Consider the following 18,316-nt stretch of genomic DNA (forward strand, 5'->3'; position numbering starts at 1 on the left):
AAGCGACCACGGAGTGTTCGAGTGAAAGCCGTCCATACCGAGCTGCATCGCAGCCACGATCCGCAATTCTTCCTGGTTCGCGGTGTGGTCAAGCGCACCACCGAGCAGCCCGAACGTGCCGACCGCCTGCTCAAAGGGCTCAAGGACGGCAAGCATCAACTGGTCGAGCCGACCACATTCGGGCAGGGACCGCGTGCGCGCATCCACAGTCCGGAATATCTGTCGTTCCTGAGCGAGGCCTGGGAGGCCTGGACCGCGCTCGGCGATTCCGGCCCGGAGATGATCGGCAATATCCATCCGGTGCGCCATGCCGCGACTTATCCCACCCATATCACCGGCAAGCTCGGCTGGCACACCGCCGACACCGCGGCGCCGATCGGCCCGGGCACCTGGGCTGCGGCCTGCGCTGCGACCGACGTCGCGGTCACCGCGGCACAGATGGTGATCGACGGCGAGGATGCGACCTATGCGCTCTGCCGGCCGCCCGGCCATCACGCCTATCGCGACATGGCCGGCGGCTTCTGCTTCCTCAACAACAGCGGGATCGCGGCGGCGCATCTGCGGCAGAGGCACGAGCGTGTCGTGATCCTCGACGTCGACGTCCATCACGGCAACGGCACGCAAGGAATCTTCTACGCGCGGCCGGATGTCTACACGGTCTCGATCCATGCCGATCCCGTCGCGTATTATCCTTACGTGTGGGGCTATGCGCATGAGCGCGGCGAAGGTCCCGGCCTTGGCACAAATCTCAACATTCCCCTGGCGATCGGCACCGGCGATGACGGCTACATCCAGGCGATGGACGTCGCGCGCAAGGCGATCGAGTCCTTTGCGCCCGGCGCCCTCGTCATCGCGCTCGGCCTCGACGCCTCCGAGCACGATCCGCTCAAGGGTCTCGCCGTCACCACGCCGGGCTTCCGCCGCATCGGACAGGCCATCGCGAAGATGGGCCTGCCGACCGTGTTCGTGCAGGAGGGCGGCTACCTCTCGGACATCCTCGGCGCGAACCTGACCTCGGTGCTGGCCGGCTTCGAAGAGGCGCGCTGATTCTCGCTGAGTAGCCCATCATTCTCCGTCATTGCGAGGGTAGCGAAGCAATCCAGAATCTTTCCGCGGAGGGACTCTGGATTGCTTCGCTACGCTCGCAATGACGATGTGGATGGTTAGGTCGACTTCATCCACAACTCAAAACATCCCGCTTGCCGCGAGCGCCTTGCAGACGTGCTGCATCTCGGTCTCGTCCGCGACCATGTCGAGCATGATCGTGGTCAGCCCCTTCGCGGCAAACTCCTTCAGCTTCGCGCCGATCTCCGCGTAGCTGCCGACGAGGTAGGGGCCGTCGGCCTGGAAGGTCAGGAACGGCAGCAGCCAATAGCCATTGTCCGCGAGCTCGCCGCTCTGGCTCTCGTAGAGGCGCCGTTTCCACACGGAATCGCTGTTCTCCACGGTGAGCGCGAGCAGCTCGCGATCGTCGGCATTATCGCGGAAACGCGCCTTTGCCGCTTGCCGCGCCTCGTCGCGTCCCTCGCGGGCGAAAATTCCAAAATTCACGCCCGGCGCATCGAGGCCGCGGTCGAGATCCGGCGGCAACATCTGCATCTTGATGCAGCCGGTCTCCTTTGCGACGCGCTGTGCCGGCTCGGACTGGCCTGCGACCAGAAATTCCGGCATCAGCTCCGGCGGCAGGCGCGGCCGAAGTTGCAGGTTGCTGGCGCGGTAGAACCGGCCCTCGAAAGTCGTCGGACGCGGGCTTGCCAGCAGCTGGCGCATCAGCGCAACGAATTCGCCGAGCCGGACATAGCGATCGGCGTGCGACTGCTCGTCGCCGAGCCCCTGCAGATCGCTGACCGCCGTCCCCGTGATCATGTTGAGATAGACCTTGCGGCCGTGGAGCTGCGCAAAGGACGAGACGAATTTTGCCGCCGTGAACGGGTGCATGTAGACCGGATTGACCGCGATCAGCGGCGAGGATCGGGTCGTCTCGCCGATGATGTGCTGGGCCATCGCCCAGGGCTCGACGAACACGTCGTTGCCTTCGAATAGCAGGATGCCTTCGAAGCCGTTGCGATCGGCGAACTGCGCCACCCGCATCAGCTCGTCGACATATTTCTTGGGGTCGCGGTTGCGCGAAATCGCGGGAAAGACGCGCAGCCGCCGCGGCGTCATTCAGCCGCCTCCTGTAGCGGCCATCCATTGCGGGTGATGGGAAGGCCGCCGGTGGCGCGGGAGCCGTCCGCGATCGCGAGACGATGCGAGGGCGACGGCGAGATCAGCTGGAATCGCCAGCCTTGCGGATCGTCGGGGATATCGGGCTTGAAGCTGATCTCGATGGCCTCGCGCGATACCTGCATCGCGAAGGCGTCGAGCGGCAAATTGAGGCCGAAACCCCTGGCCTTCAGATAGGCTTCTTTCAGCGTCCAGTAGTCGAAGAAGCGCTCGGTCGCGGCGGGCTCCGGCAGCCTGCGCAGCGTTTCGACCTCTTCCGGCGCGAAGAACCGAAGCGCGGTCGACAGCGGCGCCACCCGACGCGACACGGTCTCGACATCGACGCCGACGGTCTCATGCCCCGACACGACGCAGGCGACGCAGCCGTCGGCGTGCGACAGGCTGAAATGCAGCGTGCTCGATGTCCTGGGTGATGCGACAAACGGCCGCCCGTAACGCCCGGCCGCAAATGACCAGTCGGTCGGTGCGACCTCAGGTGCGACGTGCGAGAGCGCAAGGCGCAACATCGCGTGCGCGAAAATATACTGTCGCTGGTGCCGCTCGAACACGAAGTGGTCGGCTCGTACCCGTTCGTCGACCGAGAGCAGGCGCCGGCACGTATCGATCGCACCTGGCGTGTCAAAATTCTCGATCAATCCGACAAACAGTTCAATTCTGTCGTCTGCCATCAATTGGGCCCATGGCGCCAGGCCGGGGCCAAATCCCCTGCCATGACGGAAGAATCAACTGAGCAAGAATCAACTAAGCGGACCGCTTCTAGCGGTCCACTCGGGCGAATCCTTGTCGATTGCTGGCCGGTTTACGGGCGCAAGCTTGTGCGAGACCCCAACTCGACACGCGAGCGGCCAAATGTGAAAAATGAAGCCCGAAAACTGAAGCCTGAAGATTCGTGCGGCGTCCCGGCCGACGAGTCTTACGTCTTCTTCTTCTTCTTGGACTTCTTGGAGCCGCCCAACATCGAAATGCTGGCGTCGACGTCCTTCAGCGCGGACTGCAGCTTCTTCTTCTCGGCGCCGAGCAACTTCTGCAGGGCCTTGCGGTCCTTGTCGCTCAACGAGGTGCCCTTGGTAAATTTGATGAAACCCATAACGAACTCCCCGGTTGAAAATACTCGTCCAAATCAAAACGCGAGAATAATCTTGCGCGATGGCGCCAAATAATCAAGATGCAACTTGGTCATTCACAGCTTTGACGAGTGACCCCGTATTCGTCCGTGATGTACGGCCGGTCATGCCGCCCTGCGATTGAGCAATCGGCCGAGCGGTGTGTTGGGTTGGGCGAGGGCGGCCGCGAGCAGCGCGAGGAGATCCTCCATCCACTGGCCGACCGTAGCGCCGTCGAGCAGCTCGCTCTTGTAATTGCACGAACCGGTGATCCCCGTCGGCCGCTCCTTGAGCATCAGCGACAGCCATGTCTGGTCGATCGGCAGCACCGGCTGGCCTTCGCGGGCGATGTTGCCGATCGATCCTGTCGTGAGATCAGGCAGATCGAGCGGCTGGCGCAGCGGATTTTGCAGGGTGAAATAGACCTGGAGCAGCGAGGCTGGATTGACCCCCTCCTGCTCCAAATGATCGGCCAGGATGTTGAAAGGCAGCTCCTGGCGCGCATGCGCGTCAAGCACGCTCTGGCGGACCCGGACTACGGCCTGCGCGAACGACAGCTCCGGCGTGATTTTGGTACGAACAATCACCGTGTTCTCGAACGGACCGACGATCCGGTCGGTGTCCGGCTGGCCGCGATTGGCCATGGCGGTGGCGATAGAGATGTCGTCGCGGCCGGTCCGCGCCAGCAGCACGGCTTTCAAGCCGGCCAGCAGGCACATGAACAGCGTGCAATTGTCCTGGCCGGCGAAAGCCGCGAGCCGGCCGATCAGCTCACGCTTGAGACTGACCGGATGGTGCCCCCTGGACGGGCCCGGCCTTGATTCGCCCTCGAAGAGGGGAGGCGCCCCGCGCAAATTCTCGGTCCAGTCGGCCGCCTGACGGCGGGCGGCATCGGTGCCGCACCACCAGCGCTGCCAGCGCGCCACGTCCGCAAAGGCCGGCGGCGGTTTCGGCAGCGGCACCGACCGATAGCCGGCCAGCGCCGCATAACGGTTGGATAATTCCTCGAACATCACGCCGATCGACCAGCCATCGACGACGGCGTGATGCAGCGTCAGCAGCAACACGTGATCGCCATCGTGGAGCCGCAACAGCCGGGCGCGCAGCAGCGGCGCGCGCGTGGTGTCGATCGGGACATAGGTCTCCTGTTCGATCAGGAGATTGATCTTGCGGAGTTCCAGCGCCTTGCGCCGCTTGTTATTGTGGGGCTGACCGTCGCCGATCGTCTCGACACTCAGGACACGGCCGAGGGCGCCGGGCGCGGCGATGCGGCTGACGGGCTCCCCGCCGCTCCAGCCGAAATGGGTCCGCAGCGATTCGTGCCGGCGCACGATGTCGTCGATCGCCTGCGCCAGGGCGGCCGGATTCAGCGGCCCCTGGAGACGGAAAGCGAAAGGCAGATTGAACAGCGGCAGTCCGTGAAGATTCTGCTCGATCCGCAGCATCTGGTCCTGCGCGATCGAGAGAGGGCTGCCTTCGGCCAGGCTCGCACTAGCCAACCTCGCTACACTTGGGGCCGGCTTGCGCGGCTTTGCCGCCACGGCCTCGTCGACCCGCCGGGCAAGCTCGTCGATCGTCGGTGCCTCGAAGATGGTCTTGATCGGCAGCGACACGCCGAGCGCCCGAGCGACGCGCGCCATGACCTGGCCCGCCAGCAGCGAATGGCCGCCGAGGTCGAAGAAATTGTCGGTGACGCCGAGGCTTTCGACCTTCAGCAGGTCGATCCAGATGTCGGATAGCACCTTTTCGGTAAAGCGCCGCGCCGGCACGGCCGCATCCGGTCCGGACGTTTCCTGCTGCGCCGACGCCAGCAGCGCGGCCCGATCGATTTTGCCATGGGCATTGAGCGGCACCTGACCCAGGAACAGGAACGCGGACGGGATGGCATGGCCCGGCAGCCGGCTCTTCAGGAAATCGCGCAGCTCGCTGGCGCTGCTCCGGCTGCCGGATCTCGCGACGATATGGGCAATCAGCCTGATATCGCCGCTTGCTTCGCGACGCGGCTCGACGATGCCGGCGCACACACTGGGATGGTCGGCAAGCGCGTTCTCGATCTCCTTGAGCTCGATACGGTAGCCGCGGACCTTGACCTGATGGTCGGCGCGACCGAGGCATTCGATCGTGCCGTCGGCACGGCGACGGGCGAGGTCGCCGGTCCGGTACAGCCGGCGGCTAGCTTTGCGCGAGAACGGATCGGGCAGGAAGCGCTGCCGGTTCTGCGCGGGATCGTTGACATAGCCGCGGCCGACGCCGGCGCCGCCGATGCAGAGCTCGCCGGTTACGCCGACCGGCTGCGGCTGCAGGCTTGCGTCGAGCACGTAGAGCTGGGTATTCGGCAGCGGCGCGCCGACCGGGACGTTGCCCGTCGTGGTCGTGGGCGCCCTGGTCAGGCGATGCAGCGAGACGTCGTCGGAACATTCCGAGGCACCATAGGCGTTGATCAGCGGCACTTTCGGACAGCGGGCGAACCAGGCCTTGCACAGATCGACGGGCAGCGGTTCGCCCGTCGAGATCAGAAGGCGCAGCCTCGCAAAGGCGCGTCGGATTTGTGCCTCGTCCATGCGATCGAGGATCACGCGCAGCAGCGATGGGACGATCTCGAGCACCGTGATGCCCTCGCGCTCGATCTCGCGCGCGAGCAAAATCGGGTCCTGCACGATCGCGGTCCCGCAGATGTGGACGCGCGCGCCGACCATGGGCCCCGCGAGGAACTGCCACACCGAGATGACAAAACTCTGTGGCGCGGTCTGCGCGATCACGTCCCGGGACGAGAGGTTCAGCTCGGAGATGAGCGACGCCAGATGGTTTGACAGCCCGCGCTGCTCGATCATGACGCCCTTGGGCGCGCCGGAGGACCCGGAGGTGTAGATGAGATAGGCAAGGCTCGACGCCGCGCGCCGCTTTGCGGGGGCCGGCTTGGCCGACGCTGGCGCGATCGCGTCCTCGAGCTCGGCCATTTGGATGCGCTCGACCAGCGGTTCGAGCAGCGCCTCCGCCATGGATGACTGCGCCCGTTCGATCAGCAGCATGCGGGCCCCGCTCGATCCGAGGATGGTTGCGAGCCGTTCCCGCGGCTGGTCGGGATCGAGATTGAGGAAGGCGGCGCCCACGCGTTGTACGGCGATCATCGCGGCGAGCAGGTCGGGCCCGCGATCTGCAAGCAAGGCGACCACGGCCTCGGCGCCGACGCCTTCGAGAGTGAGCCAGCGCGCAGCCGCTTGGCTGCGGCGCGCCAGCTCGCGGTAGCTCAGGGATGTGCGGCCGTCCGACACCGCGATCGCGTTCGGCGTCTTCTTGACCTGGCGATCGAAACCTTCGCTCAAATTGCCGCGCGCGACGAAATTGGCCGGCACGCCCCGGCCCTGCGCCAGCAGCTGCCGGCGTTCGGCCTCAGTCAGGAGTGCCAGGCGGGAGATGCGCTGCTCCGGATCGGCGATGACGGATTTGAGCAGGGTTTTGAACTGAGCGGCCATGCCCTCGATCGTCGCCGCGTCGAACAGATCGGTGGCGTATTCGAAGAAGCCGGTGAAACGGCCGTCGGCCTCGACCAGTTCGAGCGTGATGTCGAATCGCGCCACTTTTGGATCGATCTCGATCCGCCGCGTCGACAGACCGGAGAATCGTGCCGCCTCGATCGAGGCATTCTGGAGGATGAACATGATCCGGAACAGCGGATTGCCGTCCGTCCTTCGTGCGATCTGAAGCGAGCGCAGGACTTCCTCGATCGGGAGATCCTGATTGCGATAGGCATCTAGCGTGACCTGCCGTACCCGGCGCAACATGTCGCCGAAGCTCGGATCGCCGCCAAAATCATTGCGCAGGATCAGGGTGTTGGCGAACAGTCCGATCAGGCGCTCGCTCTCGATCTGATTGCGGTTGGCGATCAGCGATCCGGTCGCGACATCTTCGTGTCCGGTGTGACGGAACAGCAGGCACTGGAACACGGCGAGCAGGGTCATGAAGGGCGTGACGCCCTGGTTCTGGCTCAGCGCGCGCAGGTCGGCCGACAGGGTTTTGGAGAATTCGAGATAGTGACGGGCACCGTGGCCGCTCCAGACCTCCGGCCTTGGGCGGTCGGTTCGCAGCGGCAGCGTGGTGACGCCGTCCAGTTGCACCCGCCAGTAATCGAGCTGCTCCTTGGCCGCCGGCGTCTGCGCCCAGCTCTGCTGCCAGAGCGCAAAGTCGCGATACTGGAAGGCGGGCGAAGGCAGTGCCGCCACGTCGTTCTTGCGCGCTGCCGAATAATGGGCGGCGAGTTCTTCCCAGAACAGCCGCTGCGACCAGCCGTCGGTGACGAGGTGGTGGACGTTGACCACCAGCACATGGCTGCTCTTGTCGAACGAGAGCAGCGTGACCTTCAGCGGTGCCTCGTTCGCAAGGTCGAACGGATGTTGCGCGAGCCGGAGTGCTTCGCGCCTGACAACAGCGACCCGCTTGTTCGCGGGGCAGGGCTTGAGCTTGATCCGCTCGAACCGCGGTGGCGATTGCAGCACAAGCTGCACCGGCTCGCCCTCGCGTTCGACGATGACCGACCGCAACGCCTCTTGGCGCGCCGATACGGCGGTGAGGCTCGCAGAAAGTGCGGCGACGTCGAGCCCACCCTTGAGGAGCGCGACTTCGACGACGTTATAATTGTAGCGCGTGGGGTCGAGCCGCGAGAGCACGTACATCCGCTGCTGCTGGAACGACAGCGGCGCGTCTGCTTCCCCGGCCTGGCGCCAGGCCGGTAGCATCGTTTCGCGATGGATTGCGGCGGTCTCGATCCGGGCCGCAAGCGCGGCGGCCGTGGCGCAATCAAAAACGTCCTCGAACGAGAAATCGACATTGAAGTGTTCGCGCAGGCGCGAACGCATCTGCGTCACCGCGAGCGAGTCGGCACCGAGCGCAAAGACGTCCTGATCGCCCCCGACCTGCGGCAGCTCCAGCAGATTGGCCCAGATCCCGGCGAGCTCGGTCTCCAGCGCGTTGCGCGGCAGACGGGCCTCCTCCTCGCCGCCGCCCGTTGCAATCAATTCGGCGAGCGCATTGCGCTTGACCTTGCCGCTGGCGCCTTTCGGCAGCGTCGCGACGCTGCGGATCAGGCTCGGCACCTTGTAGGCCGCGAGCCGTTTGCGGGCGAACTGGCGCAACTGGTCCGAAGTCGCCTCGGAATTCGGCCGCAGCACCACGATTGCGGCGACGTTCTCGCCGAGCTTCGGGTGCGGGACGGCAAACACGCCGGCCTCCAGCACCGCCGGATGGCTGAGCAGAACCTCTTCCACCTCCAGAGGCGAGATCTTCTGCCCGCCGCGGTTGATGACGTCCTTGATGCGGCCGACGATGAAGAGATAGCCGTCGGCATCGAGATAGCCGAGATCGCCGGTCCGGAACCAACCGTCGCGGAAGGCAGCCTGCGTCGCCGCCTCGTCATTATAGTAGCCGCGGCTCATGTTGGGTCCGCGCAGCATGATCTCGCCGTGCTGGCCGCTGGCGAGCGCGCGGCCCGTCTCGTCCATGATTGTGATCTCGGGGCCCGCGGCGCGGCCGACCGATCCGACCTTGCGCAGCTCGAACGGGTTGGCCGCGATCTGCGAGGCCGCCTCCGTCATGCCGTAGGTTTCGAGCACGGGAACGCCGAACGTCGCCTCCAACCCGTCGAGGATCGCAGGCGTAAGCGAGGCCGAGGCGGAGCGGATCACGCGCAGCGACGACGATCGGGCAAGATCCGGGTTGGCTTCCGCCGCCGTCAGCAGCGCGCGATGGATGGTCGGCACTGCCGTGTACCAGGTCGGTCGCAGCTGCCGCATCCAGCCGAAGAAGGAGGCTGCGTCGAAACCCTCGGTACAGACTACGCTGGAGCCCGCGGCCAGCGCCGTCAGCAGGCCGGAAATCAAACCATGGGCGTGAAACAGCGGCAGGACGTTGAGCAGACGATCGTGGGACGCGAGCGAGAGCACGCGGCCGGCATTGTAGGCGGAGAGGCACACATTGCGATGCGTCAGCGGCACCATCTTCGGTCGCGCCGCCGTGCCCGAGGTCAGCAGGATGAACGCGTCGTCGTCGCCGCGCGAGGCGCCGCTGCTGCTCGCCGGTCCGACCGCCGGCCCGACCAACGCGCAGCCGCCGAGATCGTCTTGCGGCCCCGGCACGAAATCGATCACCGCAATATCGAGCGCCTTGGCGACATCGCGGGCCGCCGAGTTCGTGTCGGCCCGGGTGACGAGCGCCGTCAGCTTCAATTCGCTGAAATAGCGTTGCAGCTCGTCCGCCGTCAGATCGGGATTGACGGGAACGCAAGCGCAGCTCGAGGCTACCGCGATCAGGGCCAGTGCGCTGTCGGCACCGCGCGGCAGCGCAACCGCGATGCGGTCGGTAGAAGCGATGCCAAGCCCGCGCAGCGTGCGGACGAGATCCTGCGTCCGCACGCCAATCCCGCCGTAGTTGAGGACCGGCCGGCCGGGGGCGAGGAGGGCGGGGGCCACCGGCATCTTGCGGGCATGGAAATCGAGAAGACCGCCGATATCCTCGAATATCTTCGCTTCGGCCGTCGTACTCGCTTCCCGCGGGGCTGGGCGTGTGGCGTCCGACAATTCCGTTCCCTTTTGATCCGATTGGGCTATTCTTCCAAGAAGTTAGGAAACGCGTCCAGTCTGAGGTGAAGTTTTGGCCCCAAAATCTGTGGTTGCGGGGCCCTAAGCCCTTCGACGGAGTGATTGGTCGGGCGGAATCACCATGCTGGAGAATGAGCCGGGCACGGGAGCGGAAGGCGGGCTGAAGCGCTGGCTCGAGGGTATCGGTCTTAGCCACTATACCGATCTCTTCGCGCAGCACCGTCTCGATCTCGACGTCATGCCGGACCTGACCGAATCCGATCTGGTCGAGCTCGGATTGCCGCTCGGCGATCGGAAGCGGCTCCAGCGCGCCATGACCGCGTTATTCCGGGCCGAAACCGCGGAGAAGGCCGACGCGACGGCGCGCCCGCAAATCCGGACGGAGGTCGGCGCCGAGCGGCGTCAGCTCACCACCATGTTCTGCGACATGGTGGATTCCACCTCGCTCTCGGTGCAGTTCGATCCGGAAGACGTGCGCGACATGATCGCGAGCTTCCGCGAAACCTGTGTCCGCGTCGTGAAGCATTACGAAGGTTTTGCTGCCCGCTTCGTCGGAGACGGTATTTTGGTCTATTTCGGCTATCCGACCGCACATGAGGACGACGCCGAGCGCGCCGTGCGTGCGGGGCTGGAAATCGTCCGGGTGCTGTCGACCGCTCGCGCGATCGAGCCGCGTGGCGCGCTCAGCCACTCACCCGCCGTCCGCATCGGCATCGCAACCGGTCTCGTCGTGGTTGGCGACCTAGTCGGACAGGGCACCGAAGAGCGCGACTCCGCGGTCGGAGAAACCGTCAATCTCGCCGCGCGCCTGCAGGGCCTGGCGCCGCCCAACGGTGTGGTGATTTCCACGTCGACCCAGTCGCTGCTGAAGGGGAAGTTCGACTACCGCGATCTCGGCGTCCACGTGCTCAAGGGAATCTCGGAGAAAGCCCAGGCCTGGCACGTGATGCGCGCCTCGCGGGTGGAGACCCGCTTCGCCGCCGCCATGGGCACGCGGCTGACCCCGCTCGTCAACCGGGAGGAGGAGATTGCGCTGCTGATGGGGCGCTGGCAGCAGGCCAAGGAGGGCGAGGGCCAGGTCGTGGTCAAGTTCGGCGAGCCCGGCATCGGCAAGTCGCGCATCATCCAGGAGATCTTCGACCGGATCGCGGGCGATCGCCATGGACAGGTCTCGTTCCAGTGCTCGCCCTATTACACCTCCACGGCGTTCTATCCGTTCGCCGAGCAGCTCAAATTCTCTCTCGGTCTCGATCGCGAGGATGCGTCCGTTCAGTCGCTGGCGAGCCTGGAGACCGCGATCGCCGCCGCTCATGGCGACATCGAGCAGGTTGCGCCGCTGTTTGCCGTGCTGTTGTCCATTCCGACCGGCGACCGCTATCCGCCGCTCGAGCTGTCGCCGCAGCAGCAAAAGGATGCGACCGTCGCTGCGCTGGTCAATCATTTCCTCGGCCTTGCGCGCGAGCAGCCGCTGGTGATCGCATTCGAGGATCTGCACTGGATCGACCCGACGTCCCGTGAGGTGATCGATCTCCTGGTCGACCGGGCACAGAACCGGGCAATCCTGGTCATCATCACCGCGCGCACCGAATTCCAGCCGAGCTGGAACGCCCATTCGCATATCACGACCCTGGTGCTGAACCGGTTGAGCCGGCAGTTGCGCGCGACGCTGGTCGAGCGCGTGGCGGGACGCGAGCTTCCCAAGGAGGTCATCGAGGAGATCATCGTCAAGACCGACGGCGTGCCGCTGTTCCTGGAGGAGCTGACCAAGACGGTTCTCGAATCCAACCTCCTGACCGAACGGCACGGGCGCTACGTGCTGTCGGGTCCGTGGCGGCAGCTTGCGATCCCGGCGACGCTGACGGACTCGCTGATGGCGCGGCTGGACCGGATGGGGCCGTTCAAGCGGATCGCGCAAATCGGTGCCACCATCGGCCGCGAATTCTCCTACGAGACTCTGCACGCGGTCGCCAACACACCCGCCGAACAGATCGAGGCCGCGCTCAATCATTTGGAGGAGGCCGGACTGATCATGCGCCGCGGCCATCCGCCCGACGCGCTCTACTCCTTCAAGCACGTGATGATTCAGAACGCCGCGCATGCGAGCTTGCTGCACAGCGAGCGGCGCAAGCTGCATTCCCGGATCGCCCAGGTGCTGGCCGAGATGTATCCCGAGAAGACCGAGCGCGAACCGGAACTGCTCGCCCATCATATGACCGAATCCGGCCAGAGCGAGAGCGCCGCCAGCTTCTGGCTTAAGGCCGGTAAGCAGGCGGCCAAGAGTGGCGCCAATCTAGAGGCGATCGGGCATCTGGGCCGCGGCCTCGGCGTCGTGCAGGCCAATGCGCGCATGCAGGGCGCCGATGAGATGGAGCTCGAATTGCGCATCGCGCTCGGCAACGCGCTGATCGCCGCCAAGGGCTATGCCGTGCAGGAGGTCGAGGAGAACTACGTCCGCGCCCTCGAACTCGGCCAGCAGCTCGACGACGACGAAAAGGCCTTCGCCGCCACGCGCGGGCTCTGGGTCTGTCATTTCATCCGCGCCGATCTGACCCGCGCGCACGATCTCAGCGTCGAGCTGTTGAAGTTCGCCAAGCGCGAGCGGCTGAACGAGGGGACGCAACCGGCGCAGCAGACCGGCTATCTGATCGAGGCGCATCGCTCGATCGCGATGACTATGCTCTATCGCGGGCGCTTTGCCGCGTCCCAGCATCATCTGCACCGCTGCATCAACCTCTACAGCCCCGACCTGCACTCCGATCTGATGGAGCGGCACGGCACCGATCCCGGTGTCGTCTCGCTGTCCTATCTCGGCTACCTCCTGTGGTTCCTCGGCCGGCCCGACGCGGCGCGCCAGCACAGCGAACAGGCGATCGCGAACGCCGAGAAGATCCGCCACCCATTCACGCTCGCCTTCGCGCTCGTGTTCGGCGCCTATCTCTGCCAGCATTTGCGCGATGTTGAGGGCACGCGCGACCATGCCAACCGCGCCATGATCATCGCCACGGAGCACAATTTCCTGCACTGGAAGCAGCAGGCGGCGATCCTGCGCGGCTGGGCGCTGGCGCAGCTCGGCGAGGCCGACGAAGGCCTCAGCCAGATGCGGTTCGGCCTCGACGAATACGAAGCGATGGATTCCTGGCTCGCCGGCTGCTGGTTCCGCTGCCTGCTCGCGGAGGCCTACGCCAAGGTCGGAATGCGCGATGCCGCCTTGCGCGCGCTGGACGGTGCGCTCGCGACCGCAAGACGGACCGGCGACCACTCCTACCTCGCCGAAGTCTACCGCCTGCAAGGCGAGATCACCCTGTCGGATGAGAATCCGGCCTCGGTGCAGGAGGCCGAGGACCTGTTCAACCTGTCGCTGGAGATCGCGCGTAAGCAGGGCGCTCTGTCCTGGGAGCTTCGCACCGCCGTCAGCCTCGCGCGCCTGTCGCACCAAGCCGGCAAGCGCGAGCACGCTCGTCTCCTGCTCGTACCGATTGTGGCCAAGTTCAGCGAGGGCTTTTCCACGCCGGACCTGAAACAGGCGATGCAACTGATCGACGAGCTCGGCGTGGACGCGCTTGTTCGTAAACAGGCCGATTCCGTGAGATGAGCGATCTTGCCGCCGCGCGTGCGCGTTACGTGGAGCTGATCTCAAAACGCGAGCGGATCTCTTCAACGCGCCTGCTCGAAGCCCTCGGCACTGTTCCGCGCGAAAAGTTTCTGGCGAAGGGGCCGTGGCGCATCAAGACCGAGGCGGCGCGCAACTATCGGCTGACGCCGGATGCTGATCCCGTTCATCTCCAGGACAATGTGCTGGTCGCGATCGATGCGCGCCGCAAGCTTGATACCGGACTTCCGAGCCTGTGGGCGCATTTCATCGATTTGCTCGACGTCGGGGAAAAAGACCGTGTGGTCCAGATCGGCTGCGGGCTCGGCTATTTCTCAGCCGTGCTGTCGAAGATCGTGGGGCCCAAGGGCAGGGTGCAGGCAATCGAATGCGACGAGCGGCTTGCGGCGCGCGCCGCAACCTATCTTGGCGCCTATCGCAACGTCGCGGTCGTCCATGGCGACGGATGCGAGGACATCGGCGAACCCGCCGACGTGATCATCGTTCATGCCGGCTTCTCGCAGCCGCATCCGCTCTGGCTTCGGTCGCTTCGTCCGCGCGGCCGGCTTCTGGTGCCGCTGACCCAGCGGGACCGCGAAGGCGCCGCCCTCAAGATCACCCGCAAGGGCAGGGGGTTCGAAGCCGAGGCGGTGCAGCAGATCCGGATATTTCCCGGCCAAGGCCGCGGTCTGACCGCGCTCGACGACCGCGTCGCCGACTGGTGGCAGCGCGCCTCCGCGCTGGCGCCGCTGCGCTTTCGCGGCATCGCGCAGGGGTTGCCGTCGGATGGCTAATGCTTCGTTTCATTTTACCTTGATTGGGAATGTAAGTATCCAACGCGTCTCGGCGCCGCTATGACTGCGGCCTGATCGCCATACGAGCGCGCGCCATGCATTCCGTTGCCCTGCTGACCGCCAGCTACGCCAAGGATATCGAGCGCTTTTCGCTGCTCAGCGAGAGCATCGACACCTGGTTGACGGGCTACACACGGCATTATGTTCTCGTTAACGATGAGGATCTGCCGCTGTTCGCGCGGTTCGCTTCCGACAAACGCGTCATCGTTCCGGCCTCGCGCTATTTGCCGAAATGGCTGTGGGCGTTGCCGCCGGCTCTGCAGTTCATCAGCAAACGGCGCGTCTGGCTGTCGCTGCTGTCGTCACCTGTTCATGGCTGGCACATTCAGCAGATCCTCAAGATCGCCGGCGTCCTCAACGCGCCAGAGCAGCGCGTTTGCATCCTGGATTCGGACAATCTGTTCTTCCGCGAATTCGACGTCGGTGAGTATGCCGGCGCCGAGAAGACCCCGCTGTTCGTCACGCGCAACGGGATCGACGCCGCCCACCCCTTGCATGTCCTGTGGCTCCGCACCGTCGATCAGCTCCTTGGCATCAAGGACCGGTCCTTCCCCGCGGACGACTATGTCGGCAACGCGCTGGTCTGGGACAAGGACACCGCGCGCGCGATGACCGATTCGATCAAGTCGGCAACGGGATTGAACTGGGTTCTGGCACTGTGCCGGAAGAAGAAGTTCTCGGAATATCTCATGTACGGCCATTTCGTCGCGAACGCGCCCGCGCATCTGGCCACTCATCGGGTCACCGAGGACAGCATCGCGGTCTCGCATTGGGACGACACCCGCCTCGACCGTCCCGCCATCGAAGCGATGATGCGCGCCGCTTCGCCCGACCAGGTCGCGCTGTGCATCCAGTCCTATTCGTCGACCTCGATCGACGACATCCGCGACGTGTTCCGCCTCAGCTCGCGCGACCGTCGCGGTCCGAGTCTTTCGCCCGAGCACATGGGCGACGAGGCTCAGTTCGAAGTGCCGAAAGCTCGCTAGACCTTACACGTCTCTCGTGAACTTGCTGATCACGTTCATGAACGGCTTCGGCTTGAACTCGCCGTCGAGCGGCAAAGGACGGTTCGGCTGCTTGTCGGCGCGGGCAAAGGTGCCGTTGATCCAGCTGTAGCGGTCCGAGAGGCCCCAGGTCAGGATCGAGCGCACCGGTCCGCTGGTCGAGATCGCGGTCAAGAGATCATCGACGCGCTTGGCGACGATGGCATCGCGCTCCGCCGGCGTCCCCGTCAGCTTCTGGTCGTCGACATCGAGCTCGGTGACGAGCACCTCGAGGCCCCAGGCGCGCAGCTCGGTGACGAATTCGGCAAGCCCATGGGTGTCGATCTCGAGCTCGGCATGCAGATGCGCTTGCAGTCCCACGGCGTGCAACGGCACGCCCTGGTCGAGCAGCTCCATGATGAGATGGCGGTAGGCAGCGCGCTTCGCGACGAACGTGTCCTTGGCCGACTCGATGTCGTATTCGTTGATCGCGAGCTTGACGAAGGGATCGGCCGCGGCCGCCGTGCGGAACGCCAGCGGAATCCAGCGGTTGCCCAGATGCTGCGTCCAGAACGACTCGCGTCGGTCTTTCGGGCTGTGCGGATTGTCCGGGATCGGCTCGTTGACGACGTCCCACGACGTCAGCTTGTCCTTGTAATAGGAGACGACGGTGCCGATGTGGTCGACATAGGCGCGCTCGACGCCCTTGGTATCCTTGATCTGCTTGGTCCAGTCCGGAATGTCGTGATACCAGGCGAGCGCGTGGCCGCGCATCGTCAGGTCGTTCTGCCGGGCGAAATCCAGGATCGCGTCGGCGCGTTCGAAGGCAAAGGTGTGCGCGTCCGGACGCAGCATCGGCCATTTCAGCTCGAGCACCGGCACGACTTGTGTGCAGTAGGTGCTGATGGCTTCGCCGAGCCTGGGATCCGCTTGCAGATCCCAGAGCGTGGCCGCGGCACCAAATCCCTGATAGCGCTGGGCGAGTTTCGACGCCGGCGCTGCGGACGCCGATGCGGCTGCCGCGAGTGCTGCGGCGCTGCCGAGGAGAAATTCGCGTCTGTCGAGCCTGGTCACGGCATTCCTTATCGGAGCCAACGCGCCACCGTACCAAGCGACGCCTTGCAACGCCGGGGATTTCCCTCGTTGGGTTAACTTTGCCAGTGCGAAATCACGGTTCCTTTCGGTGGCCGTGGCGCCGTCAGGGAAGGGCAAATTTAACGCTAACCCGCGAAAGCGGCTTCAAAACCGGATTCGCCGCCCGATCTCCAGACTTATGTGACACTCTTGAGAGATGTTGCGGCGCAATTCGTTCGCCCCGCCATGGTCCAATTGATGAACGGCCGTCACACTCGCAACAATGTTGTCGGTCCCGTGCTCGCATGCTGAACCGCCATTTCTCGATTTATCTCGTCGCCTACATCCTGCCTGCGGCGGTGGGTTTCTTCGCCGTCACGGCCTACACGCGACTGCTGACGCCGGCGGAGTACGGCGTTTATGTCGTCGGCATCAGCCTGGCCGGCATTCTAGGCGCGATCTTCTTCGCCTGGATCAAGCTGTCGGTGTCGCGCTATCAGGCGATGTCGGCCGAGGTGGATTTCCGCGGCACTGCAATGGTCGCCTTCGCGCTCACCGTTGCCGTCCTCTGCGCCACCACGCCGCTGGTTTTCCTGTTCCGCAATGATCTCAGCGTTGGGCTGCTGCTTGCCAGCATGTTCGTCGCGATCATGGCGAATGCCGTCGATGTCGGCCAGGAGTTCGAGCGCGCAAAACTGCGCCCTTACAGGTTCGCGGCGATCTCGATCGTGCGCAGCGTGTCGAGCGTCGGTTTCGGCCTGCTCGGCATCTGGCTCGGCTGGGGTGGACTGGGACTGCTCGCCGCATTCGGCCTGGGTTCGCTCGCCGGGATCATCCTGAACCTTCTCGGTGACCGCACCAGGATCGCGCGCTTTCAGCGCAGCCAGTTCGTGCAGCTCGCGCGCTACGGCCTGCCGCTGACGCTGGCCGGATTGTCGGTTGCGGTCTACTCGGCCTGCGACCGCCTCATCGTGGCTTATTTGCTCGGCAAGGACGCCGCCGGAATCTTTGGCGTCGCCGCCGATCTGCCGCGACAGTTCATGGTCATGATCGCCTCCAGCGTCGCCGCGGCGACCGTGCCGTTGGTGTTCCGGTCATTGTCGGACAAGAACATCGAGACGACGCGGGAGCGGCTGACCGAGAGCCTCGAACTTCTGCTCGTCGTAGTTGCGCCCGTCGCGGTCTGGCTCGCGCTCGCAGCCGACCAGGTCGCCGGCACGCTCGTCGGCGTCGACTTCCGCGCCGGCGTGTCGGTATTGCTGCCGACCCTGGTGCTCGCGCGCTTGTTCGGCATCGCCAATCAGTTCTATGTGCAGATCAGCTTCCAGCTTGCCGAGCGACCGTTCATGCTGGCGGCGCAGTCGTTCCTGACGCTGGTCGTCAGCGTGGCGTTGATGTTCGTGCTGGTGGCCGGCCATGGTCTCTACGGCGCGGCGCTGGCGACCCTTGCAACCGAAGCGATCGGTTTCCTCGTTGCCGTCGTGCTGATGCATCGCGCCCATCCGGTCCCGTTCGACCTCCACCGCCTCGCCGGCGTTGCGGTCTCCGCCGCGGCGATGGCGGCTGCGATCCTCGTGGCACGATCCCAGGTCAATGGCATCGGCCTCGTCCCGCTCATGCTCGTGAGCCTCGCCGGCGGGCTCGCTTATGCCGCTGCCGCGTGGTTGCTGAACATCGCAAAAGTCCGGACGCTGTCGCTGCGTTTCCTGCGAACCTTCAACCGCAAGGCGCTGGGCGTTTAAGCCGCGATGCCTGACGAGGCTCGGCCTCAGCGTCTGAAGCTCTGAAAGCGCCGCCTGGCCTGGCGATGGCTCGGTTCCGACCGGAAGCGCACAGCCGCCCGGGTCTAGGGCGGAGGGCGATTTTGTTGCGTCCGTGGCCATAACTGTGCTTCTTG

Annotated in this window: 10 protein-coding genes; 5 read left to right on the forward strand and 5 right to left on the reverse strand. The window is 65.0% G+C overall.

Going from position 1 to position 18,316, the window contains the following annotated elements; genetic code table 11:
• The first annotated feature begins 21 nt into the window (after positions 1–21).
• Positions 22–1,047 (forward strand): histone deacetylase family protein, encoded by a 1,026-nt coding sequence (locus tag ACFQX9_RS17710; RefSeq protein ID WP_377789852.1) that lies wholly within the window; start codon positions 22–24, stop codon positions 1,045–1,047.
• 138 nt (positions 1,048–1,185) lie between these two features.
• Here ACFQX9_RS17710 and ACFQX9_RS17715 read toward each other — a convergent pair whose 3' ends face one another.
• From ACFQX9_RS17715 to ACFQX9_RS17730, 4 genes are all read right to left on the reverse strand, one after another.
• A complete protein-coding gene (locus ACFQX9_RS17715) occupies positions 1,186–2,166 on the reverse strand; it encodes an LLM class flavin-dependent oxidoreductase (RefSeq protein WP_377789854.1) in 981 nt (326 codons plus the stop codon).
• Positions 2,163–2,894: a 4'-phosphopantetheinyl transferase superfamily protein gene (locus ACFQX9_RS17720; protein ID WP_018455684.1), complete on the reverse strand. Its 732-nt coding sequence runs from the start codon at positions 2,892–2,894 to the stop codon at positions 2,163–2,165. Before ACFQX9_RS17720 ends, ACFQX9_RS17715 begins: the two co-directional genes overlap by 4 nt.
• A gap of 245 nt (positions 2,895–3,139) precedes the next feature.
• Positions 3,140–3,313 carry a hypothetical protein gene (locus tag ACFQX9_RS17725; protein ID WP_007600599.1) on the reverse strand — a complete coding sequence of 58 codons (174 nt, stop codon included), beginning with the start codon at positions 3,311–3,313 and terminating at the stop codon, positions 3,140–3,142.
• A gap of 141 nt (positions 3,314–3,454) precedes the next feature.
• Positions 3,455–9,898 carry an amino acid adenylation domain-containing protein gene (locus ACFQX9_RS17730; RefSeq protein WP_377789857.1) on the reverse strand — a complete coding sequence of 2,148 codons (6,444 nt, stop codon included), beginning with the start codon at positions 9,896–9,898 and terminating at the stop codon, positions 3,455–3,457.
• A gap of 142 nt (positions 9,899–10,040) precedes the next feature.
• Between ACFQX9_RS17730 and ACFQX9_RS17735 the strand changes: the two genes are divergently transcribed.
• The 3 genes from ACFQX9_RS17735 to ACFQX9_RS17745 all read left to right on the forward strand — a co-directional run bounded on the left by ACFQX9_RS17735 (position 10,041) and on the right by ACFQX9_RS17745 (position 15,348).
• Entirely contained in the window at positions 10,041–13,511 is a 3,471-nt protein-coding gene (locus tag ACFQX9_RS17735) for an ATP-binding protein (RefSeq protein WP_377789859.1), read from the forward strand.
• The gene (locus ACFQX9_RS17740) at positions 13,508–14,302 is read left to right on the forward strand and encodes a protein-L-isoaspartate O-methyltransferase (RefSeq protein ID WP_018455681.1); all 795 of its coding nucleotides are present in this window, start codon (positions 13,508–13,510) and stop codon (positions 14,300–14,302) included. The genes ACFQX9_RS17735 and ACFQX9_RS17740 overlap by 4 nt, the downstream gene beginning before the upstream one ends.
• Before the next feature lie 95 nt (positions 14,303–14,397).
• Positions 14,398–15,348, forward strand: coding sequence for a DUF6492 family protein (locus tag ACFQX9_RS17745; protein ID WP_018455680.1), 951 nt, complete (start codon positions 14,398–14,400; stop codon positions 15,346–15,348).
• A gap of 3 nt (positions 15,349–15,351) precedes the next feature.
• On the opposite strand, the gene ACFQX9_RS17750 is transcribed toward ACFQX9_RS17745, so the two are convergent.
• A complete protein-coding gene (locus tag ACFQX9_RS17750; RefSeq protein WP_018455679.1) occupies positions 15,352–16,419 on the reverse strand; it encodes an endo-1,4-beta-xylanase in 1,068 nt (355 codons plus the stop codon).
• Positions 16,420–16,724: 305 nt separating this feature from the next.
• On the opposite strand from ACFQX9_RS17750, the gene ACFQX9_RS17755 reads away from it, so the two are divergent.
• A complete protein-coding gene (locus ACFQX9_RS17755; protein ID WP_377789862.1) occupies positions 16,725–18,161 on the forward strand; it encodes a lipopolysaccharide biosynthesis protein in 1,437 nt (478 codons plus the stop codon).
• Positions 18,162–18,316: the final 155 nt, after the last annotated feature.

This window comes from Bradyrhizobium sp. GCM10028915, from assembly GCF_042666195.1.
GTDB lineage: Bacteria > Pseudomonadota > Alphaproteobacteria > Rhizobiales > Xanthobacteraceae > Bradyrhizobium > Bradyrhizobium canariense_D.

Bases quoted from the DNA above. Each gene is read 5' to 3' on its own strand.
- ACFQX9_RS17715 (WP_377789854.1), bottom strand. From the start codon at position 2,166: ATGACGCCGCGGCGGCTGCGCGTCTTTCCCGCGATTTCGCGCAACCGC.
- ACFQX9_RS17720 (WP_018455684.1), bottom strand. From the start codon at position 2,894: ATGGCAGACGACAGAATTGAACTGTTTGTCGGATTGATCGAGAATTTT.
- ACFQX9_RS17725 (WP_007600599.1), bottom strand. From the start codon at position 3,313: ATGGGTTTCATCAAATTTACCAAGGGCACCTCGTTGAGCGACAAGGAC.
- ACFQX9_RS17735 (WP_377789859.1), top strand. From the start codon at position 10,041: ATGCTGGAGAATGAGCCGGGCACGGGAGCGGAAGGCGGGCTGAAGCGC.
- ACFQX9_RS17740 (WP_018455681.1), top strand. From the start codon at position 13,508: ATGAGCGATCTTGCCGCCGCGCGTGCGCGTTACGTGGAGCTGATCTCA.
- ACFQX9_RS17745 (WP_018455680.1), top strand. From the start codon at position 14,398: ATGCATTCCGTTGCCCTGCTGACCGCCAGCTACGCCAAGGATATCGAG.
- ACFQX9_RS17755 (WP_377789862.1), top strand. From the start codon at position 16,725: ATGCTGAACCGCCATTTCTCGATTTATCTCGTCGCCTACATCCTGCCT.